The 21,229-nt window shown below is 59.9% G+C and carries 19 protein-coding genes; 10 read left to right on the forward strand and 9 right to left on the reverse strand.

What is annotated here, in order from left to right:
* Nucleotides 1-84: 84 nt before the first annotated feature.
* Together DOU54_RS12260 and DOU54_RS12265 are read right to left on the reverse strand one after the other, a co-directional pair.
* Entirely contained in the window at nt 85-756 is a 672-nt protein-coding gene (locus DOU54_RS12260; protein WP_004443073.1) for a tetratricopeptide repeat protein, read from the reverse strand.
* A 156-nt stretch (nt 757-912) separates the two neighbouring features.
* The gene (locus DOU54_RS12265) at nt 913-1,497 is read right to left on the reverse strand and encodes an NnrU family protein (RefSeq protein WP_006699417.1); all 585 of its coding nucleotides are present in this window, start codon (nt 1,495-1,497) and stop codon (nt 913-915) included.
* A 149-nt stretch (nt 1,498-1,646) separates the two neighbouring features.
* On the opposite strand from DOU54_RS12265, the gene DOU54_RS12270 reads away from it, so the two are divergent.
* On the forward strand, nt 1,647-2,630 hold the full coding sequence (locus DOU54_RS12270) for a polysaccharide deacetylase family protein (protein ID WP_113381249.1): 984 nt from the start codon (nt 1,647-1,649) through the stop codon (nt 2,628-2,630).
* Between the two features lie 46 nt (nt 2,631-2,676).
* Here DOU54_RS12270 and bacA read toward each other — a convergent pair whose 3' ends face one another.
* The 4 genes from bacA to DOU54_RS12290 all read right to left on the reverse strand — a co-directional run bounded on the left by bacA (nt 2,677) and on the right by DOU54_RS12290 (nt 7,478).
* Nucleotides 2,677-3,951 carry a bacteroid development protein BacA gene (gene bacA, locus DOU54_RS12275; RefSeq protein WP_006699415.1) on the reverse strand — a complete coding sequence of 425 codons (1,275 nt, stop codon included), beginning with the start codon at nt 3,949-3,951 and terminating at the stop codon, nt 2,677-2,679.
* A gap of 185 nt (nt 3,952-4,136) precedes the next feature.
* On the reverse strand, nt 4,137-5,327 hold the full coding sequence (locus DOU54_RS12280; RefSeq protein WP_022556741.1) for an MFS transporter: 1,191 nt from the start codon (nt 5,325-5,327) through the stop codon (nt 4,137-4,139).
* 282 nt (nt 5,328-5,609) lie between these two features.
* Nucleotides 5,610-6,362: a type I methionyl aminopeptidase gene (map, locus tag DOU54_RS12285; RefSeq protein ID WP_113731334.1), complete on the reverse strand. Its 753-nt coding sequence runs from the start codon at nt 6,360-6,362 to the stop codon at nt 5,610-5,612.
* Nucleotides 6,363-6,413: 51 nt separating this feature from the next.
* On the reverse strand, nt 6,414-7,478 hold the full coding sequence (locus tag DOU54_RS12290) for an LLM class flavin-dependent oxidoreductase (protein WP_113381306.1): 1,065 nt from the start codon (nt 7,476-7,478) through the stop codon (nt 6,414-6,416).
* A 205-nt stretch (nt 7,479-7,683) separates the two neighbouring features.
* Here DOU54_RS12290 and DOU54_RS12295 point away from each other — a divergent pair, with 205 nt between their 5' ends.
* From DOU54_RS12295 to DOU54_RS12315, 5 genes are all read left to right on the forward strand, one after another.
* Nucleotides 7,684-8,460 carry a 3-hydroxybutyrate dehydrogenase gene (locus DOU54_RS12295; protein ID WP_004443086.1) on the forward strand — a complete coding sequence of 259 codons (777 nt, stop codon included), beginning with the start codon at nt 7,684-7,686 and terminating at the stop codon, nt 8,458-8,460.
* A 127-nt stretch (nt 8,461-8,587) separates the two neighbouring features.
* Nucleotides 8,588-10,057, forward strand: a complete 1,470-nt coding sequence (gene xdhA / locus DOU54_RS12300; RefSeq protein ID WP_113381250.1) for a xanthine dehydrogenase small subunit — start codon at nt 8,588-8,590, stop codon at nt 10,055-10,057.
* Nucleotides 10,058-10,060: 3 nt separating this feature from the next.
* On the forward strand, nt 10,061-12,400 hold the full coding sequence (xdhB, locus tag DOU54_RS12305; RefSeq protein ID WP_162749598.1) for a xanthine dehydrogenase molybdopterin binding subunit: 2,340 nt from the start codon (nt 10,061-10,063) through the stop codon (nt 12,398-12,400).
* 195 nt (nt 12,401-12,595) lie between these two features.
* Nucleotides 12,596-13,450 (forward strand): xanthine dehydrogenase accessory protein XdhC, encoded by an 855-nt coding sequence (gene xdhC, locus DOU54_RS12310; protein WP_162749599.1) that lies wholly within the window; start codon nt 12,596-12,598, stop codon nt 13,448-13,450.
* A 237-nt stretch (nt 13,451-13,687) separates the two neighbouring features.
* Complete coding sequence (locus tag DOU54_RS12315; protein WP_035211124.1) at nt 13,688-14,617, forward strand: LysR substrate-binding domain-containing protein; 930 nt, start codon at nt 13,688-13,690, stop codon at nt 14,615-14,617.
* Here the strand turns inward: DOU54_RS12315 and DOU54_RS12320 are convergent.
* Nucleotides 14,593-14,931, reverse strand: coding sequence for a hypothetical protein (locus DOU54_RS12320; protein WP_006699610.1), 339 nt, complete (start codon nt 14,929-14,931; stop codon nt 14,593-14,595). The two genes, DOU54_RS12315 and DOU54_RS12320, sit on opposite strands and share 25 nt — an antisense overlap.
* Before the next feature lie 473 nt (nt 14,932-15,404).
* On the opposite strand from DOU54_RS12320, the gene puuD reads away from it, so the two are divergent.
* The 4 genes from puuD (at nt 15,405) to DOU54_RS12340 (ending at nt 20,211) form a co-directional block, all read left to right on the forward strand.
* Nucleotides 15,405-16,667 carry a urate hydroxylase PuuD gene (puuD, locus tag DOU54_RS12325; RefSeq protein ID WP_113381252.1) on the forward strand — a complete coding sequence of 421 codons (1,263 nt, stop codon included), beginning with the start codon at nt 15,405-15,407 and terminating at the stop codon, nt 16,665-16,667.
* Nucleotides 16,664-17,974, forward strand: a complete 1,311-nt coding sequence (guaD, locus tag DOU54_RS12330; protein WP_113381253.1) for a guanine deaminase — start codon at nt 16,664-16,666, stop codon at nt 17,972-17,974. Before puuD ends, guaD begins: the two co-directional genes overlap by 4 nt.
* A 303-nt stretch (nt 17,975-18,277) precedes the next feature.
* Complete coding sequence (locus tag DOU54_RS12335) at nt 18,278-18,997, forward strand: sulfite exporter TauE/SafE family protein (protein WP_113381254.1); 720 nt, start codon at nt 18,278-18,280, stop codon at nt 18,995-18,997.
* A gap of 80 nt (nt 18,998-19,077) precedes the next feature.
* The gene (locus DOU54_RS12340) at nt 19,078-20,211 is read left to right on the forward strand and encodes an alpha-hydroxy acid oxidase (protein ID WP_004443103.1); all 1,134 of its coding nucleotides are present in this window, start codon (nt 19,078-19,080) and stop codon (nt 20,209-20,211) included.
* Nucleotides 20,212-20,414: 203 nt separating this feature from the next.
* Here DOU54_RS12340 and DOU54_RS12345 read toward each other — a convergent pair whose 3' ends face one another.
* Together DOU54_RS12345 and DOU54_RS12350 are read right to left on the reverse strand one after the other, a co-directional pair.
* Nucleotides 20,415-20,759, reverse strand: coding sequence for a DMT family transporter (locus tag DOU54_RS12345; RefSeq protein ID WP_004443106.1), 345 nt, complete (start codon nt 20,757-20,759; stop codon nt 20,415-20,417).
* Nucleotides 20,760-20,761: 2 nt separating this feature from the next.
* A partial coding sequence (locus DOU54_RS12350; RefSeq protein WP_286079896.1) for a TetR/AcrR family transcriptional regulator occupies nt 20,762-21,229 on the reverse strand: 468 nt, incomplete at its 5' end.

Below are 21,229 nucleotides of genomic sequence, written 5' to 3' on the forward strand. Positions count from 1 at the left end.
GGCAAAGGACATGCGTAAAATAATGCGTTGGATCGCTTTGGCAATGCGAAGATTGTCGGCGCGATCTCGGGCGGGGCAGCGGCGTTAGGCAGCCTTGCCCGAAGCGGTGATATTGTCGAGCATGATCTGCGCGCGGTTGGTGACGTTGCGCGGCGCCTGCGTGTCGCCGACGATCTGCTCGAACCATTGCTTGGCCTTGGCGAAATCGCCAGCCTTATAGGCGGCAAGACCGAGCGCCTCGCGGGCGGAAGCGCGCATGGTCTGGCCGTCAGTGCTGAGCGGTTCGGCAAGCGCAGCCACCTGATCATAGGTGCCATTATCGACCAGCAGCCAGGCGGCGCGAACCTTGGCGGCATCACGGAAGACCTGCGGCGCGGAATTATCGTTGCCGATCGCGGTGAAGGCGGCGATCGCACCGGCCGCATCGCCCTTCTGTGACAGCAGCGTTGCCGAACGGAACTTCGCCAGAACGGGATAGTTGCCGTGACCGGAGGTTTCGAGATCGGCGAAGGCCTTCAGCGCCTCATCCGTCTTGTTTTCGGAAGCGAGCGTCAGGGCCGCCAGGAACTGATCGCCGGAATTGGAGGCACGGCTGGTGTTCCAGTATTCGTAGATGCCGGCACCGGCGGCACCGAGAACAACGAGGACGGCGGCACCCACGACCACGATACCGTAACGGCCCCAGAAGCGCGACAGCTGCTCGGAGCGGATCTGCTCGTTCACTTCGCGGATAAAGGTATCATTCTCGTTTGCCATCAAATTCTCCGTTACCCGCGCGGAGATCGTGTCCCGATCCATCCGTCCGCGGACATACCAAGCCGCTTACCCGGATCGGCAAAAGTAAGGCCAACCGGGTCATGGTCGGCCTTCTAGCCTATTTTGCCTGATATGTAAGGGGGAAACGTCGATTTCCTACATGGCGATGGGCTGAACGCCGATCAACCATTCGTGCAGTTTCAGGATGAAAGCCCCCCACAGAACGATGCCGCCGACGACCGCCACCAGATCGTAGCGGCTTGAAACGAAGTCGCGGACCACTTTTTCGCCTGCCCGCTCCCGGCGCTTCAGCGAAATCCGCATCACCACGCCCCAGGCAAGGAACGACACGAAAAGCAGGATCGAAGACGTTTCGCCATTGGCGAGAAGATGCGCGAGCGCCCAGATTTTGACGGCCAGAATGAGCGGATGTTTGGTCTTCGTTGCGATATGGCCAGCCGGGATGAGGCTGGCCACGAGACAGATCATCGCCAGCAACATCAGGGTAATGGCGATGTGGCTCATCCAGACCGGCGGATACCACAGCATGCCCGTCTCCTGCCGCGCTTCGCCGAAAGCGTAAATGACAAGGCCGAGCGTGATGAGGCTGACGACGGAATAAACGCCCTTGAATGGCCCTTCACCCATCGTCGCGATCATGCGCGCGCGAAACTGCGGTGCGATCACCTTCAGGAGATGGGTGAGCAAAAACAAGGCAAGACAGAGTGCGAGAAAAAGCATGGAACACGGCCCCCGGAGTGGAACGAAGCGGCTCAATCACCGCAGTCAAGAACAGGAATTAGGCTGAAAGTCATGAAAACGCCAGACTATTCAAAGCTTCGCCTTATTCCACCCGCAAAAGGCCACGGTGTTCATATGACGGAAGACTGATGTTTCGCCCCTTTGCCGCCTTTTCCCTGTCGCTTCTCGCCGCCCTTCCCGCTTTTGCGCAAGAGGTGCAGAGGCCGAAGCAGCTTGTCATCGTTTCCTTCGACGGTGCGGGCGACAATACCCTGTGGGAAAGAAGCCGGACGACGGCGAAAGAAGTCGGGGCGCATTTCACCTATTTTCTCGCCTGTACGCTGGTGATGGATCGCAAGACCAGCGCCAAGACCTATCAGGGACCGGGCCAGAAGGCCGGCCGCTCCAATGTCGGCTTCGGCCAGTCGCCGGATGAGGTGGAGGCAAGGCTTAGAAACATCTGGGCCGCCTATCGCGAAGGCCACGAGATCGCCAACCACACCTGCGGCCATTTCGACGGCGGGCAATGGACCGCCGACCAGTGGGACGGCGAATTCACCACCTTCACCAGCACGCTGGAAAACGCCTGGCAGATGATCGGCAAGAAGGGCGAGGAGCCCGAAGGCTGGCGCGACATGGTCAAAAAGATCAATGGTTTCCGCGCGCCCTATCTGTCGCAGGGTCCGGCGCTGACCGCCGCGCAGAAAAAGCACGGCTTCGTTTACGACGCCACCAGCATCACCAAGGGACCGGAATGGCCGGTGGAGCGGGAAGGTATCCAGCATTTCGGCCTGCCGCTGATACCCGAAGGCCCGGGCAACCGCCCGATCATTGCCATGGATTACAACCTCTTCATCCGCCACTCCGTCGGCGTCGAAACGCCCGATCGCTCGAGCGAGTTCGAAGAGCGCGCCTACACTGCCTTCCGCAACGCGTTCGACAGGCAGTACAATGGCGAACGCATTCCCCTGCAGATGGGCTTTCACTTCGTGAAAATGAATGGCGGCGCCTACTGGAACGCCTATGAAAGGCTGCTGCGCGAGGTTTGCCTCAAGACCGATGTCGCCTGTGTGAGCTATGCTGAAGCCATGCCGATGATCGAGGCGCGCAAGAAGCTGAAGACCGAGGGCTGAAGCCTCTTCATGAAAAAAGGCGGCCGATTGGCCGCCTTTTTGTTTGTCAGGGTCGATCAGCATCCAGCTCGCCGCCTCTTGCTTCCCGAAGCAGGTAGCGCTGGTCGATTTCAGGCAGTTCCTGCCCTTCGATGGCCGCTTCGAAAGCTTTAAGACGTTTGTAGATCGACAGGAGTTCAACAATGGTCGTCCATGAGTTGACGAGGTACTGGAACGAGCCACGGACCTGTTCAAAAACGTTGAGTACCTGGTTCATCAGCCCGAGCGTTACCTTGCCGGCAACGATCGACGGGATGAGTACCAGTGTGCCAAAGATGTTGTCCGCCTGCAGATAAAAGATGCGGGCGACGTTGAAGTAGAGATAGTGGAAATAGAGGCGGAAATAATTCTTCCGGACATTCGCGAACAACTCGCTGATGGTCAGGGGATCCGCGCGATCTTCATGGTCTTCACCATAGACAAGTTCTTTTCGATACGCCGCTTCGACGCGCTGATTGCGGAACTCGAGGCCGGGCAGTTTGATGCCCACGAGCGCCAGGAAAACGGTTCCGAACACTGACCAAACGATCGCAGCCCATACCAGCGCATGCGGCACGGTCCCGAAAAACGGCAGGTCCGTGATGGTTTCCGAGAAAGTGAACAGGACAGGTAGAAATGCAATCAGAGTCATGATCGCGCGCACGAAGCCCACGCCCAGCCCCTCGACCGTGGAGGAAAAGCGCATCGTATCTTCCTGCACACGCTGCGAGGCACCTTCAATATGCCGCAGACGATCCCAGTTCGACATGTAGAATTCGTTCATCGCCGTGCGCCACCGGAAAATGTAGTGGCTGACGAAAAACAGATTTAGAACGCCAACGAAGATGGCGACGAAGGCAATGCCTGCGAAACCAAGCGACCCCATGTATAGCTGCTCAGCCGTAACAGGCGCCGTTCGCGCCAGAGCCTGCTGGATGAGGTCGTAGAACGGCCCGTACCAGGCATTTACCGCAACACTCACCTGCACCGAAAAATACGTCGCGAAAATAATAAGCGCCGAACCGAGCACTGACCAGTTTTGCCAGCGATGGGGCCGATACCAGAACCAGAATGCGGAAAAGATCAGCGCGGCAACGGCGTAATAGATGTAGAACCACAGGAACGGCGTGGACCAGAAAACCGAAACGCCGATGACAGGCTCCTGTCCGGCAGGCAAAGGCGGCAGGCCAATGGCGGCGCCCCAATTGCGGCCGCCGGCATACCAAACGCCGATCATGGCCATCGCCCAGACGAAGGCAGACGTGAAGAACAATTTCGGTTTGGGAAAGAAGGAATGAAACACGTTTCGAACTCACGCGCGTTTGAAATCAGCCATTATTGGCGAAGCACTAGATTGCCCGAACCTAGGGCAGAAATTTGTGCACAGCAACGGCGAAGCGCTGACCTTAACAAGATGTAAGGCAGAGTCCGTGGACGATACCCAGCGGAAACGCAGGATGAAAGGGGAAGAGACAGCGGCCCGCGGCCTTAACCACGCCGCTCCGTGGCGAGCACCGGCAGCATCAGCAGAATGCTGACGACGAGCACGGCGGAGGCGAGAACGCTGGGCGCGGTAAAACTTCCCGTCGCCTCGGCAATCCAGCCGGCGGCAAGCGGCCCGACGATCTGGCCCGTCCCGAAAGCGGCTGTCATCAGCGCAAAGGCGCGACGCGGGCTCGGACCCGCAAATTCCCGGCCGAGCTGTAGCCCGTAAGCGGTGATGACCATGAAGGTCAGCCCCAGGAGCAGACCACCCATGAGTACACCGGACACGGGCGGCAGCATCACGGAGGCGAAGACGCCGACGGCTTCCACGGCAAGAACGATCACGAAAGCACGTTTCAGCCCCTGCGCCCTCAATAGCGGCTTCCAGAGGAACAGGGATACCGCAGCGGCGCAGCCGGTGATGAACCAGGCGAGGAACTCCACGAAAACACCGGCTGCTGCCATGCGCGCTATCGCCACGATGAAGGTGGCTGTGATGACATAACCGAAGCCAAAAAGACCGTAGGCCAACGTCGTCAGGAAAAGCGGTCGTGTCCAGCTGAGCGGCGGTTCCGCCACCGCGGAAGCATGCCGCGGCGGGCCTGCCGGCAATATCCTGAAGACGAGCATAAAGGTCAGGAAGGAGAAGACGGCGCCGGCGATCCATTCCTCCCGCCACGAGGCGCCACCGCCATCGAAGACGACACCGATGAGATAGACCGCAAGCGAGGAGATTGCGATCCCCGCGCCAACGCCCCCATAATGCAACGCCTGGATATTGTCCCTGCCGGCCTTGACGGCATGGCCGATGACGATCTGCGAGGTGAAGATCATGGTCAGCGCACTGGCGATACCGGCGAGAAACCGGATGACTGTGAAAGCGGCGACGGAATTGAAAGCCGCCATCGCCAACAAAAGCGCTCCGGTTGCAAACAGGCCGCTCAGCGCCACCAGCCTTTCCCGTCCCGAGCCCCATGAATAGGCGGCGAGAACCGCACCCGCCAGATAACCGGCAAAGTTACCAGCCGCCACGATCCCCGCATCCCCCGCGGACAGGGGCACATTCGCCATCATGCCGGGCAGGATCGGCGTAAAGGAAAAACGGCCGAAGCCCATGGCGGAGGCCATCATCAGGGCACCGGCGAAACCGAGCGCTGTCAGATGTCTGGCGGAAAGTGGCTTGTCGATGCTCATGCATGGCTTATCGCAACGGGGAGGATAAGGGACAAGCGAGTTATTTTGATCGGCGTTATAAGCGGTCGTTATCGGTCACGCGGTGAGCATCGAGGGTGCCGCGGATTTCTTCTCCCCGCAGGGGAGAAGGTGGCCCGAAGGATCGGATGAGGGGGCCAGGTTGCCGGATTTCGGAGAGCTTGCCCCCTCATCCCGCTGCCGCGGACTTCTCCCCTCGGGGAGAAGAAACAATCGGCACGCGCCCGCTCCGGCAGCGAAAACAAGGCGGCTAAGGAGACGTCGTCAGTCCGCGAGCGTCAGCACCAGCGGCCCGTTCTTGGTCGCGACCACGGTATGCTCATACTGTACCGTCGGCGCGCTCGGATCGCTGTAGAGCGTCCACGGATCATCATCGCCGTCTTCCGCCCAGTAAGCCCCCGTCGAAAGAAATGGCTCGACAGTGAAGACCATGCCTTCCTGCATGACGCGCCGCTCATCCTTGTCCGGCCACGTCGCCAGTTCCTTCGGCTCCTCGTGCAGCGAACGGCCAATGCCATGGCTCGCCAGGTTGGTGATCAGCGTGTAGCGGTTTTTCTTGGCGAAAGCGCCGATGGCATTACCGATATCGGCAAAGGGACGGCCGGTCTTCACCTGCTGCAGGCCTGTCCACATGGCGCGCTTGCCATCGCGGCACAGCCGCTCGATTTCCTTTTTGACCGGCGGCACGGCGAAAGACGAACCCGTGTCGCCGAAAAAACCGTTCTTCACAGCCGAGACATCGATATTGACGAGGTCGCCCGCCTTGATAATGCGCGCTCCCGGAATGCCGTGGGCCACTTCCTCGTTGACGCTGATGCAGGTCGCACCGGGAAACTTGTAGCAGAACTCCGGCGCCGATTCCGCATCGTTATCCTCGAGCACCTTGCGGCCGATGGCATCCAGTTCGGCCGTGGTGATGCCCGGTTCCAGCGCATCCGCCATGGTCTGCATGGCAACGGCGCATATACGGCCGATATCCTTCAGCATGACCAGTTCTTCGTCGGTGGAGATAACCATATGTCTTTCCGTCATTGTGAATGGCGGGTCTCGTGGCGCCCGCCTTGGTAATCATGAGGCCGTGGCTTTCACCGGATCGGCGCTTCCCGTCAATTCTTTTCTGACGATCGGAGCGACTTTCGTACCATAAAGCTCGATGCCGCGCATGATCTGATCATGTGGCATCAGGCCGATGGCCATCTGCAGCAGGAAGCGATCATTCCTGAATACCCCATGCGCCTTGATGATCTTTTCTGCCACCAGCTCCGGCTCGCCGAGAAAAAGATTGCCTTCCGGGCCACGCGCTGCATCGAAATGGGCGCGGTTGGTCGGCCCCCAGCCGCGCTCGCGGCCGATGCGGTTCATCACCTCCGCCTGCGGCCCGTAAAACTGATCGGCCGCCTTGTCGGTGGTATCGGCAATGAAGCCATGCACGTTGATGCTGGTGCGCAGTGTCGTCTTGTCCTGACCGGCCCGGCGCGCCGCCTCATGGTAGAGATCGAACAGCGGCGCGAACCGGCGATATTCGCCCCCGATAATGGCGAGCGCTACCGGCAGCCCCATGGCGCCGGCGCGGGCGACCGATTGCGGCGTGCCGCCAACGGCGATCCAGACAGGCAGACGTTCCTGCAGCGGTCGCGGATAAACGCCCCGACCGTTGATGGCCGGGTGCTTGGTGCCCGACCAGGTGACGATTTCCTGTTCGCGCAGCGCCAGCAGCAGATCGAGCTTTTCGGCAAACAGCACGTCGTAATCTTCCAGATCATAACCGAACAGCGGATAGGATTCGATGAAGGAGCCGCGCCCCGCCATGATCTCGGCACGGCCGTTCGACAGGAGATCGACGGTGGAAAACTGCTGGAACAAGCGAACGGGATCATCCGAACTCAGCACCGAAACGGCGCTCGTCAGACGTATGTTCTTCGTCTTCACCGCCGCCGCAGCAAGCACGGTGGAGGGCGAGGACACAACATAGTCCGGGCGGTGATGTTCGCCGAGCCCGAACACATCGAGACCTACCTGGTCGGCAAGTTCGATTTCCTCCAGAAGCTCCCTGAGCCGGCGCGCGCCTTCCGGCCCCCGGCCATCGGCGGGGTTCGGGTTGACATCCGCGAAAGTGTAAAGACCGAGTTCCATGAACATACCTCTGTTTGCCTGTCCGAGAGATAGGGACTGAGGCCCCCGCAGACAAACGCATAATATGGAAGTTTAGCTTCGAAAAAATGGATGGGCGCCGCCGGATCCGTGTCCTGTGACCCCGGACAGAAATGGCGATTGCCAGCCTGCCTTCTTGGGCATACGCTGGTTAAATATGTGCGAAGTAATGCAAAAAGGGGAAAGCATGCATCGGACAGTTATCGTGACAGGCTCCACGAGCGGCATCGGCCTTGCCATTGCCCAGAGATTTGCAAGGGAGGGCGCAAATGTCGTGCTGAACGGTTTCGGCGACGAGGACGAGATCGAAAAACTCCGTCTGGTGCTGGAAGCCGAAAGCGGCGGGCGCGTGCTTTACCATCCCGCAGACATGACGAAACCGGACGAGATCGCCGATCTCATCCAGTCGTCGCACGATAAGCTCGGCTCGGTCGACGTGCTCATCAACAATGCCGGCATCCAGCATATCGCGCCCATCGAGGAGTTTCCGACGGAAAAATGGGACTGGATCATCGCCATCAATCTGACCAGTTCCTTCCATACCATGCGCGCCGCGATACCGCTGATGAAGAAGGCTGGCAAAGGCCGCATCATCAACATTTCCTCGGCCCATGGCCTCGTCGCCTCGCCGTTCAAATCGGCCTATGTGGCCGCAAAACACGGCATCATGGGCCTGACGAAAACGGCGGCGCTGGAGCTTGCGCAGACCGGGGTGACCGTCAACGCCATCTGTCCCGGTTATGTGCTCACCCCGCTGGTGGAAAAACAGATACCTGAGATGGCCAAGGTGCGTGGCATCAGCGAAGAGGCGGTGAAGAACGACGTGATGCTGGAATTGCAGGCGACGAAGCAATTCGTCACCGTCGATGATGTCGCGACCGCGGCCATATTCCTGGCCAGCGACGCCGCCAGCAACATCACCGGCACGCATATTTCCGTCGACGGTGGATGGACGGCACAATAATCGCCAAATTTTCTTTCCGTTATGGAAAGAATGAATTGCCAAAACGGAAATCGATATGCCTGCCGGGGCGTGCATAGATGAACAACAAGAAACCGGCTCGGCGGCCGGACAAAAAGCAAGGCATTGCATGAACGACGCGATCAGCTTCATCCTCAACAGCGAAACGATCTCGCTTAGGGATTTCGGACCGACAGACACGCTTCTCGATTACCTCCGCATCAGCAAGCGGTTGACCGGGACCAAGGAAGGCTGCGCGGAAGGCGACTGCGGCGCGTGCACGGTGCTGGTCGGGCGGCTGCTGGACGGTTCGCTGCGTTATGAAAGCGTCAATGCCTGCATCCGTTTTCTGGGCTCGCTGCACGGCACCCATATCGTGACAGTGGAGCATCTGGCAGCCCGCGACGGCACGTTGCATCCCGTGCAGCAGGCCATGGTGGATTTCCACGGCTCGCAATGCGGCTTTTGCACGCCGGGCTTCATCATGTCGCTTTACGGCCTGTGGCTGACCAGCGAAAACCCAGGCCGCGCCGATATCGAGAAGGCGCTGCAAGGCAATCTCTGTCGGTGCACGGGTTACGAGCCGATCGTGAAGGCCGCCGAAAAAATCGCTGCCGCCCGCCCGAGCGCCCTGTTCGACCCGCTGCAACGGGACCGCACCGATATCATGGCACGGCTTTGGGCGATCCGCGAAAACGAGACTATCACGATCGTCAGCGGCGAAGACCGCACCATAATTCCGGCAACGCTTGCTGATCTTACCGAAATCTACGCCGCGGAGCCGAAAGCAACCATCGTTGCCGGCTCAACCGATGTCGGCCTGTGGGTGACGAAGCAGATGCGGGCGCTGAACCCTGTCATTTTCATCAACAATCTCGGCGACCTGCAGACCATCACGGTGGGGGAAGACGGTATCACGCTCGGCGCGGGCGTCACCTACAGCCAGGCCTTCAAGACCATCGCAGAGCATTTCCCGCCGCTTGCCCGGTTGTTCGATCGTCTCGGCGGCGAGCAGGTGCGCAACATGGGCACCATCGGCGGCAACATCGCCAATGGCTCGCCTATCGGAGATACACCGCCGGCGCTGATCGCGCTTAACGCGACGCTGACCCTGCGTTCTTCCTCGGGAAACCGCAGCCTGCCGCTGGAAAGCTATTTCGTCGATTACGGCAAACAGGACCGGCTGAGCGGCGAATTCGTCGAAAAGCTCTTGATTCCGTTCCAGAAGCCGGAAAGCCACTATGCCGTCTACAAAATTTCCAAACGCCGCGACGAGGATATTTCCGCGCTGTGCGGAGCGTTCAATCTGACGCTTGATGCTGAGGGCGCAGTCGAAGACATCCGCATCGCCTTCGGCGGCATGGCCGGTACGCCGAAACGCGCTGCACATCTGGAGGCGGCGCTTCTCGGTAAAGCGTGGTCGCAGGACACGATTGATGCCGCGCGCGATGCGTTGGATGAGGATTTCACCCCGCTGACCGACTGGCGGGCGACCGCCGAATATCGGCAACTGACGGCCAAGAATTTGCTGACACGGTTTTTCCTCGAGACAGCAGGGGAAAAGCAGGAACTTGCCCGCTTCTCGCTGGAGGAGGCTTGAACCATGGACACCACAAGCTTCGACAAGACCAAGACCGAAATCGACGGCCCGATGCACACCTCGCTCCGTCACGATTCCGCCCACAAGCACGTGACGGGCAGCGCCGAATATATCGACGATATTCCCGAACCCGCGGGCCTCATCCACGGCGCGCTGGGCATGGCGGACCGTGCCCACGCGGAAATTGTGTCGATGGACCTCTCCGAGGTCGAAGCCACACCAGGCGTTCTCTGGGTGATGACCGGCAAGGACGTGCCCGGCGAAAATGACATTTCCTCCGGCGGCCGTCACGACGAGCCGCTGCTTGCCGAAACAAAGGTGGAATTCCACGGCCAGCCGATCTTCGCGGTCTTCGCCGAGACGCGCGATATTGCTCGCAAGGCCGCCCGGAAAGCAAAGATCACCTATAAGGATCTGCCGCATTTCACCGACATCGATACAGCGATTGAAAACGGCGGCGCGCTCGTCATCGATCCGATGACGCTGAAGCGTGGCGATGCGAAGCTGGAAATGGATGTCGCGCCACGCCGCCTCACCGGCACGATGCGGATCGGCGGACAGGAACATTTTTACCTCGAGGGCCACATCGCCATGGCGGTGCCGGGCGAAGACGATGATGTGACGGTGTGGAGCTCCACCCAGCATCCGAGCGAAATCCAGCACATCGTCAGCCACATCCTGCAGGTGCCATCCAATGCAGTCACCGTGCAGGTGCGCCGCATGGGCGGCGGTTTCGGCGGCAAGGAAACGCAGGGCAACCAGTTCGCCGCGCTGTGCGCCATCGCCGCCAAGAAGCTGAACCGGGCCGTGAAGATCCGGCCGGACCGCGACGAGGACATGACGGCAACAGGCAAACGCCACGATTTCCGCGTCGATTACGAGCTGGGCTTCGATGACGAGGGCCGCATCCACGCCGTCGATGCCACCTATGCCGCCCGCTGCGGTTTTTCTTCCGATCTATCCGGCCCGGTCACGGACCGAGCGCTGTTCCATGCGGATTCCAGCTATTTCTATCCGCATGTGCACCTCACCTCGCGGCCGCTCAAAACCCACACCGTCTCCAACACCGCCTTTCGCGGTTTCGGCGGCCCGCAGGGCATGCTCGGCGCGGAACGATTTATCGAAGAAATCGCCTATGCCGTCGGCAAGGACCCGCTCGATATCCGCAAGCTGAATTTCTACGGCGAGACCGGTTCCGGCCGCACCACGACGCCCTATCATCAGGAAGTCGAGGACAACATCATCGCCCGCGTTGTCGAAGAGCTGGAGACGTCAAGCGACTATCGCGCACGACGCGAGGCGATCATCGAATTCAACAAAACCAGCCCGGTCATCCGCAAGGGCATTGCGCTCACCCCTGTCAAATTCGGCATCTCCTTCACCATGACCGCCTTCAACCAGGCCGGAGCGCTGGTGCATATCTATAATGACGGCTCCATTCACCTGAACCATGGCGGCACCGAAATGGGCCAGGGCCTCTACACCAAGGTGGCGCAGGTGGTGGCCGATGCCTTCCAGGTGGATATCAACAGGGTGAAGATTACCGCCACGACCACGGGCAAGGTGCCGAACACCTCAGCCACCGCCGCCTCGTCAGGCACCGACCTTAACGGCATGGCCGCTTATGACGCCGCCCGCCAGATCCGCGATCGGCTGATCAAATTCGCTGCCGAGAACTGGAACGTGCCGGAAGAGGAAGTCGTCTTCCTGCCGAACCGCGTGCGCATCGGCTTCGAAGAAATCGCCTTTAACGACTTCATCAAAAAGGCCTATTTCGCCCGCGTGCAGCTTTCCGCCGCCGGTTTTTATAAGACGCCGAAAATCCACTGGGATCGCGCCGCCGGCCGTGGCACGCCGTTTTATTATTTCGCCTATGGCGCGGCGTGCTCGGAAGTATCGATCGATACGCTGACCGGTGAATACCTGATGGAACGTACCGATATCCTCCACGATGTCGGCAAATCGCTCAACCCGGCGATCGATATCGGCCAGATCGAGGGCGCCTTCGTGCAGGGCATGGGCTGGCTGACCACGGAGGAATTGTGGTGGGACGGCAAGGGGCGGCTGCGCACCCACGCGCCTTCCACCTACAAGATCCCGCTCGCCTCCGACCGGCCGAAGAGCTTCAACGTCAGGCTGGCGGAATGGTCGGAAAATGCCGAACCCACCATTGGCCGCTCCAAGGCCGTGGGCGAACCACCCTTCATGCTGGCCATCTCGGTTCTCGAAGCCCTCTCCATGGCCGTCGCTTCCGTCGCCGATTACAAGGTCTGCCCGCGGCTCGACGCGCCAGCGACGCCGGAGCGGGTGCTGATGGCGGTGGAACGGTTGAAGAAGGTTTGAGGGAGGACGTACCCATGCGGCCGAGCCCCCTCATCCGTCCCTTCGGGCCGCCTTCTCCCCGTCGGGGAGAAGAAAGATGCCGCGCTGTCGAGGCAATTCAAAACGGCTGCGATCGTAGCATGAAGCTTGCCAGAAGTTTCTTCTCCCCGCCGGGGAGAAGGTGGCGCGCAGCGCCGGATGAGGGGGCCAGCCCCAATGCCTGACGCCTCCCTCTCCACTTTCCTCGCCCGCTACACCTCCACAATCCTCGTGGAAATCGAAGCCGTGAAAGGCTCGTCACCGCGCGAGGCCGGCACCTTCATGCTGGTCAGCCAGAAGGCAATCTGGGAAACCATCGGCGGCGGCCAGTTCGAATATATGGCCATAGACCATGCCCGCGCCATGCTGCGCAGCGGTGTTGCCGAAGACCGCATGGATATACCGCTCGGCCCCGAAATCGGCCAATGCTGCGGCGGGCGCACGCTCCTGCGCTTTCGGCTGGTCACGGCGGATATTGCCGCCGCGCTTGAGGCAAGGCAAAAGGGCGAAGCTGAGCAGCAGCCCGCCGTTTTCATTTTTGGTGCCGGCCACGTGGGCAAGGCGCTGGCTGAGGCCCTGTCGCTGCTGCCCCTGACCCTGACCGTGGTCGAAACACGCGAAAACGAACTGCGCGATCTTCCGTCGGCAGCGGCGTCCATACTCACCCCCATGCCGGAAGCATTCGTTCGGAAAATCCCGGCAAATGGGGCCGCGGTCATCGTTACCCACGATCATGCACTCGATTTCATGATCGCGAAGGAGGCGCTCGCCCGCAACGATCTCGCCTATGTCGGCATGATCGGCTCGAAGACCAAACGCGCTACCTTTGCCCATTGGCTGGAGCGGGAAGACGAGCCGCCTTCCCGCCTTGCGAAACTCATCCTACCCATCGGCGGCAGCGGCGTCAGGGACAAGCGTCCCGCCGTTATAGCGGCCCTTGTGGCAGCCGAGTTGCTTCAAGCATTTTCCGCTGCCGAAACCCGCCGCAGCGGTAATCAATACGGCCATCCTCAAGGCCTAGATCTCGCTTGAGCGCGTCCGGCAGGCTTTCATCCGCCAGATTGTCGGGTTGGAGGCTCTCTAGGATAAACCGTTCCGCTGTCCGCAGGCCCGCGCGCAGGCGGGACCACGCGCGCAAGAGTGCTGTGCGCATGTTCGTCTCCGTTCAAAAATGTCAGAAGCTCAGTTGATGAATTGCGCTAAAAATGCTCTGATTTCCGAATAAAAACCAATGAAACCTTCGGCAATTGGCATAAAGAGAACTTATCCATGAAAATGTCACGCCAGTTCCCCCTGAATGCCCTGCGGGTGTTCGAAGCCGCCGCAAGACACATGAGCTTCACCAAGGCCGGCGAGGAATTGGGCATGACGCAGACGGCAGTCAGCTATCAGGTGAAACTGCTGGAGGAGAATATCGGAGAGCCGCTCTTCATAAGAAAGGCGCGGCAAGTCTCGCTGACCGAGGCTGGAGAAAAATTAGCGCCGAAAGTTGCGGAAGCCTTTAATACCTTAAAGGAGGCTGTCGATAGCGTGCGCGACGCGCCCGACGCAACGCTGACAATCCACTCAACCGCCACCTTTGCGTCGCGCTGGCTTTCGCGGCATCTGGGCGCTTTCCAGCTTGAACATCCCTCAATCGCGGTGCGGCTTGATACATCGAGCTCACTGATCGATTTTTCCCAATCAGACTGCGATGTCGCCATTCGCTGGAGCAAAGATAACGGTAAAGGGCTGATCTACCATCAACTGCTGCGCGGCGTTTATACGCCGATGCTGCACCCAAGTCTTGCTGACAGCATCGGCGGATTGCACCGCCCGGAAGATCTGCTGCGCCTGCGCATCATCGACCCCGGCGATATCTGGTGGAGCCAGTGGTTCAAGGAAGTCGGCGTCGAAAATCCGGGCCTTGACCGTTATCCCCGCAGCCGCCTCAATGTGCAGGCCTTCGAGGCCGCAGCGGCGATCGCCAGCCAGGGCGTCGCCATGCTCACCCCGGAACTCTATGCCGATGAGATTGCGCTCGGCCGCCTTTATCAACCCTTCGAGCATCTTAGCAGCGAGGGCAAGAACTACTGGCTGGTCTACCCTGAAAACCGCCGGAACATTCGCAAGATAAGGCTGTTCCGCGACTGGATTTTGAAGCGGATCGAGGAAAGCCGGCCGCAGCAGCAGCCTCAATACCCCATATCCGGCGCATAAAAGCATCGCGGCGTATCCTCATCCGGAAACAGACAGAGGTGGTACTCGCCGTCTTCGGATCGACGCGCCTGACTCTGGGACCAGTTGAAAACGTGACGTCGCGTGACCATGCGGTGATCGCCGGGCGCAAGCGAGACCTCGTAACCATCAGACGTCACCCGAACGCTGCGCGTCGGGATCATCTGGCAATCGCCGGTTTCGGCATCGCCGTTACAGCAGTAGCTTTCATATTTGAATCCCTTGTGGGATTCATGGGCAAGCGCGGTGGCGCTGAATGCAAAAAGCAGAAAAAGAACCGTCAGAACAAGGCGCATCGGCACGGTCTCCGTTGAAAACAACGGCGGCAGCCGGAAGGTCATTGCGTCCCTTAACTTAAAATCTCATATCACTCACACCCGGACACAATGGCACCGGGAACTGCGACACCTGCCCCCTGATCTGCTCCGCCCAGGGTTCGCAGCGCCCGCTTTCGGAAAAACCGCCAGCGAAACATGTCATGGGAGCCCTGCGCATCGGCGCGAGAGTCCACAGCCTGATATTCTAGCACATCAGCAGGCTGCACACAGGATCATAGCTGAGTCGCCTTAGCCAGCTAAGCACAAACTCAACGACAGGATAGACCGTTTCCAGCTTTCGAGGGCGTGATCGCCAAGCCGGAACGGACCGGCCCAGGATTGCAGACACAACCGCGTTGCATTGTGAACAATCTCTGCCCGGTCTCTGCTTTTCCCTTCCCTAAAGGCCAAATTTCTCGCAAGGTGCGCTGCACAAGGATCAGGGGAACCGCATGTACGAATACGCCATTGCGTGGGAATGGATGGCCTTTGCCGTCCGCTGGCTCCACGTCATCACCGCCATCGCCTGGATAGGCTCATCCTTTTATTTCATCGCGCTCGATCTCGGGCTGGTCAAACGGCCGCATCTGCCGCCGGGGGCCTATGGCGAGGAATGGCAGGTGCATGGCGGCGGCTTTTACCACATCCAGAAATATCTGGTCGCGCCTGCCCAGATGCCCGAGCACCTGACATGGTTCAAATGGGAAAGCTACGTCACCTGGCTTTCCGGCTTCGCCATGCTCTGCATCGTTTATTATGGCGGGGCGGACCTGTTCCTCATCGACCAGTCCGTGCTTGATCTCACCCAGTTCCAGGCCATCGCCCTGTCGCTGGCATCGCTCGCCATCGGCTGGCTGTTTTATGATTTCCTCTGCAAATCGCCGCTCGGCAACAATACCTGGGGCCTGATGATCGTGCTTTATGTCGCGCTGGTGGCGATGGCCTGGGGTTACACGCAGGTCTTCACCGGTCGCGCCGCCTTCCTGCATCTGGGTGCGTTTACCGCCACCATCATGTCGGCGAACGTCTTTTTCATCATCATCCCCAACCAGAAGATCGTCGTCGCAGACCTGATCGCCGGGCGAACGCCGGACCCGAAATATGGCCGCATCGCCAAACAGCGCTCGCTGCACAACAACTACCTGACGCTGCCCGTCATCTTCTTCATGCTGTCGAACCATTATCCGCTGGCCTTCGCCACGCAGTTTAACTGGATCATCGCAGCGCTGGTGTTCCTGATGGGCGTTACCATCCGCCACTGGTTCAACACCACCCATGCCCGCAAGGGCAAGCCGACATGGACATGGCTTGCGACCGCCCTCATCTTCATCGTCATCATGTGGCTTTCCACCGTGCCGAAAGTGCTGACCGGCGAACAGGAAGAGAAGGCCGCCACCCTCTCACCCATGCAGCAGCAATTCGTCAGCGATGCCCATTTTACCAAGGCCCGTGACGTCGTTCAGGGTCGCTGTTCCATGTGCCATGCCGCCGAGCCGGCGTGGGAAGGCGTGCCGTTCACGCCGAAATCGGTGAAGCTCGAAACCGACGAACAGATCGCCGCCCATGCGCGTGAAATCTATTTGCAAGCCGGGCGCAGCCATGCCATGCCTCCCGGCAACATCACCGCCATCACCCCGGATGAGCGCAAGGTGCTAACCGCATGGTATGAAAGTGCGGTTTCCGGGGCTGGAAAAGCCGAAGGAAAGACTGAATGAGCCTGGTTCTGCTGCGTGGCCGCCTGCTGAGCTTCCGCCGCGCGCCGCTCGCAATCGACGATACGCAAAGCTATCTCTATATCGAAGATGGCGGCCTGCTTCTCGAAAACGGCAAGATCGCCGCCATCGGCGAATACGGCGATATCCGTAAGACAGCACCCGAAGACGTCGAGGAAAAGGACCACCGCCCGCATCTCATCGTGCCCGGCCTCATCGACATGCACCTGCATTTCCCGCAGATGCAGGTCATCGGCTCCTATGCCGCCAACCTGCTGGAATGGCTGAACACTTATACCTTCCCGGAAGAATGCCGCTTCGTTGAAACCGCGCATGCTCAACGCATCGCCACGCATTTTTACGACGAGCTTCTGCGCCACGGCACGACAACGGCCGCCGCCTATTGCTCCGTGCACAAAACCTCCGCCGACGCCTTCTTCGCGGAAGCCATGAAGCGCAACATGCTGATGGTCGGCGGCAAGGTGATGATGGACCGCAATGCCCCGCAGGGCCTGCTGGATACGCCGGAAACTTCCTATGACGAGACACGCCAGGTCATCGCCGACTGGCACGGCAAGGGCCGCAACCACGTCGCCATCACCCCGCGCTTCGCCATCACTTCCACGCCGAAACAGATGGAAGCAGCACAGGCGCTGGCGCAGGAGTTTCCCGATCTCTTCATCCAGACGCATCTGTCTGAAAATCTGGACGAGATCAAATATACCTGCGAGCTTTACCCTGAAGCGACCGACTATACCGACATCTATGTGCGTTACGGCCTGATGGGCAAAAAGACCCTTCTCGGCCATGCCATTCATTTGTCCGATCGCGAGGCGGATGTGCTGTCGGAAACCGGCGCGGTGGCAGTGCATTGCCCCACATCGAACCTCTTCATCGGCTCCGGCCTCTTCCCGATGAAAAAGCTGCAAAGGCGCGAAAAGCCTGTTCGTATCGCGGTTGCCACCGATATCGGCGGCGGATCGAGCTATTCCATGCTGCGCACCATGGACGAGGCGTACAAGATCCAGCAATTGCTGGGCGAACGTCTCAACCCGCTGGAAAGCTGGTATCTGATGACCCGTGGTAATGCCGAAGCGCTCTCCATGGTCGACCGCATCGGCACGTTGGAGGCCGGCACGGATGCCGACATCACGGTGCTGAACGCCTCCTCGACGTCAGCCATGGCCCTGAAGATGGAAGTGGTGAAAAGTCTCACGGAAGAACTGTTCCTGATGCTGACCATGGGCGACGACCGCACAGTGGTAGAGACCTATGTGGCCGGCCAGCCGATGAAGAGCGTGCTGGCATAGTTCGGCTGCGGCCGAAACATAAAGCTGCTAACTCGTTTACATCCGTCACATATTGGATCGAGCGTGTGCCGCCTCTTTCTTCTCCCCCCGGGGAGAAGGTGGCCCGAAGGGTCGGATAAGGGGGCAACGTTGCCGGATTTCGGAGAGCGTGCCCCCTCATCCCGTTGCCGCGGACTTCTCCCCGGCGGGGAGAAGAGACAAGTGGCACTCGCTCGCTCCACATGATTGCCTGACGCCATTTCGGCCGAATGCGAATGACCTCTGGAGTGCCCGGTGCCGAACCTAGACACAACCACCCTGCTGATGATCCTCACGACATTTATCGTTGCCGGCATCGTCAAGGGCGTGACCGGCATGGGGCTGCCGACTGTTGCGATGGGCGTGCTCGGCCTCTTCATGCCCCCGGTCATCGCGGCCGGCCTGCTCATCCTGGCCTCCTTCATCACCAATATCTGGCAATTGCTGGCCGGGCCTGATTTCCGGGCCATCGTGAAGCGGCTGTGGCCGATGATGATCGCCATTGCGCTTGGCACCCTCATCGGCATCCGGCTGATGACGGCGGGCACCGGCGTCTGGACCACCTCAGCGCTCGGCCTGTGCCTCGCGGTTTACGCAGCCTACAGCCTGCTTGCCAGACCGATCTCAATACCGGCAAGGCTGGAACCAAAACTCTCCCCCATCATGGGGTTGGTGACGGGCCTTCTCACCGGCGGCACCGGAATTTTCGTCGTACCCGCTGTGCCCTATATCCAATCGCTGGGTTTTAGCCGAGACGATCTGGTGCAGGCACTCGGCCTTTCCTTCACCATTTCCACCCTTGCACTTGCCGCCGGTCTCGCTTCTCAGAACGCTTTTCATGTCGAGCATCTGTCGCTTTCCGCACTCGCCGTCCTGCCAGCGCTTCTCGGCATGTGGCTTGGCCAGAAAATCCGCCATATCGTTAGCCCGGCGACATTTCGGCGCTGGTTCCTCATCTGCCTGCTCGTGCTTGGCTGCGAACTGTCCATGCGCGCTTTTTGGTGAAACACGAACGACGATTTCGATGTCGCAACCGTGCTATTCATGTTAAGTGAAGCCATCATTCAAATGTGAAGGCTTTATCCATGGGCAAAATCCTGACCATAGCTGACCTGAAAAACCAGGCGCAGCGCCGTGTGCCGAAAATGTTCTTTGACTATGCCGATAGCGGCGCATGGACGGAAAGCACCTACCGCGCCAATGAGGATGATTTTGCCAAGATAAAGCTGCGCCAGCGCGTGCTGGTGGATATGACCGACCGATCGCTCGCCACCGAAATGGTCGGCGAGAAAGTCTCTATGCCGGTCGCACTCTCCCCCACCGGCCTTACGGGCATGCAGCATGCCGATGGCGAAATGCTGGCTGCCAAGGCGGCGGAGGAATTCGGCGTGCCCTTCACGCTCTCCACCATGAGCATCTGCTCCATCGAGGATGTGGCCTCCGTCACTTCGAAACCCTTCTGGTTCCAGCTTTATGTGATGAAGGACCGCGACTTCGTCAACAACCTCATTGACCGCGCCAAGGCCGCCGGGTGCTCGGCGCTGGTGCTGACGCTCGACCTGCAGATCCTTGGCCAGCGGCACAAGGATCTGCGCAACGGCCTCTCGGCCCCGCCGAAATTCACCCCGAAACACATCTGGCAGATGGCGACCCGGCCCAAATGGTGCCTGGACATGGCGCGCACCAAGCGCCGCAGCTTTGGTAACATCGTCGGCCACGCCAAGAACGTCTCCGACCTCTCGTCGCTCTCTTCCTGGACGGCCGAGCAGTTCGATCCGCGTTTATCCTGGAAAGACGTTGAATGGATCAAGGAACGCTGGGGCGGCAAACTTATCCTCAAGGGCATTCTTGACGAGGAAGACGCCCGCGCTTCACTCGATACCGGCGCCGATGCCATCATCGTCTCCAACCATGGCGGCCGCCAGCTCGACGGCGCGCACTCCTCCATCGCCATGCTGCCGAAAATCGTCGATGCCGTTGGCGACAGGGTCGAGGTGCACATGGATGGCGGCATCCGCTCCGGTCAGGATGTGCTGAAGGCCGTGGCGCTTGGCGCAAAGGGCACCTATATCGGCCGGCCCTTTCTCTATGGCCTCGGTGCGGATGGCAAGCAGGGCGTGACGACAGCGCTCGAGATCATCCGCAAGGAAATGGATGTCAGCATGGCGCTCTGCGGCAAGCGGCTGATTACCGATGTGGATCGCAGCATTCTGGCGTGATGTCAGAAGGGCAGAACTTCCGGCGTGACAACCGCAGCTCGCAGACCTCTCTATCGTCATGCCGGACTAGATCCGGCATCCAGCCGCGGCGCGTCTGCGCCGCGAAAGAGTCTCTCGCGATCAAAGACTTGATCGCGCCGGATCCCGGCTCAAGGCCGGGATGAGGCGGTTGGTATAGCCTTCGCGCTACACCACCCAGCCCCTCAATGCCCCACCGTTTTCGAAAATACATTCACGATCACCACGCCGGTGATGATGAAGCCGAGGCCGATGACGGCGGCAATATCCAGCGTCTGGCGGAACACGAAATATCCGATGCCGGAAATCAGCACGATGCCAAGCCCGCTCCAGATCGCGTAGGCCACGCCGACCGGCAGCGCCCGCAGCGTGAACGACAGAAGATAAAAGGCTGCACCGTAAAACAACGCCATCAGCACTGTCGGCACCAGCCTGGTGAACTGCTGCGATTGCTGCAGGAAGGAGGTGGCGATTACCTCGCAGACAATGGCTGCGACAAGCGCGCCATAAGTGAAGACCGCGGTATTCATCGTCAGGTATCCTTCTTCGTCTGGGCGATCATCCGGGCCCTCAGAGCCGCCCTGTCGCCACCCGCTTTGCCGTCGTCGGCCAGCAGATCGGCAAACCAGATGCCGTCGGCAGCCAGCCGCACCATCTCCAGTACCACCCCGTCATCCGTTTCTTTATGACGGACAAGACGACCCTCGATCCAGCTGTTCCACATGCGCCGAAGCGACGGTTCGCCGACCATGGAAACCGAGATCGCTGCCCATTGCCGACCCGAATCCCTGCCCCGATCAGAGAAAACCGCGTTTACATAGGCCCGCGTAAAGCTTCCAGAAGCTTCACGATCCTGTGAGATGAGAGCATCGATCTCGTTGTCCAGCGCCGCCAGAAGGTCAGTCATGACGGCTTCGAGCAGCACCTGCTTGGAAGGAAAATGGTGAAACAGCCCGCCCTTGGTCACTCCCGCCGCATCCGCCACCGCCTGCACGGAAAG

It is taken from the genome of Agrobacterium sp. MS2 (assembly GCF_003261015.1).
In the GTDB taxonomy this organism is placed as follows: domain Bacteria; phylum Pseudomonadota; class Alphaproteobacteria; order Rhizobiales; family Rhizobiaceae; genus Agrobacterium; species Agrobacterium pusense.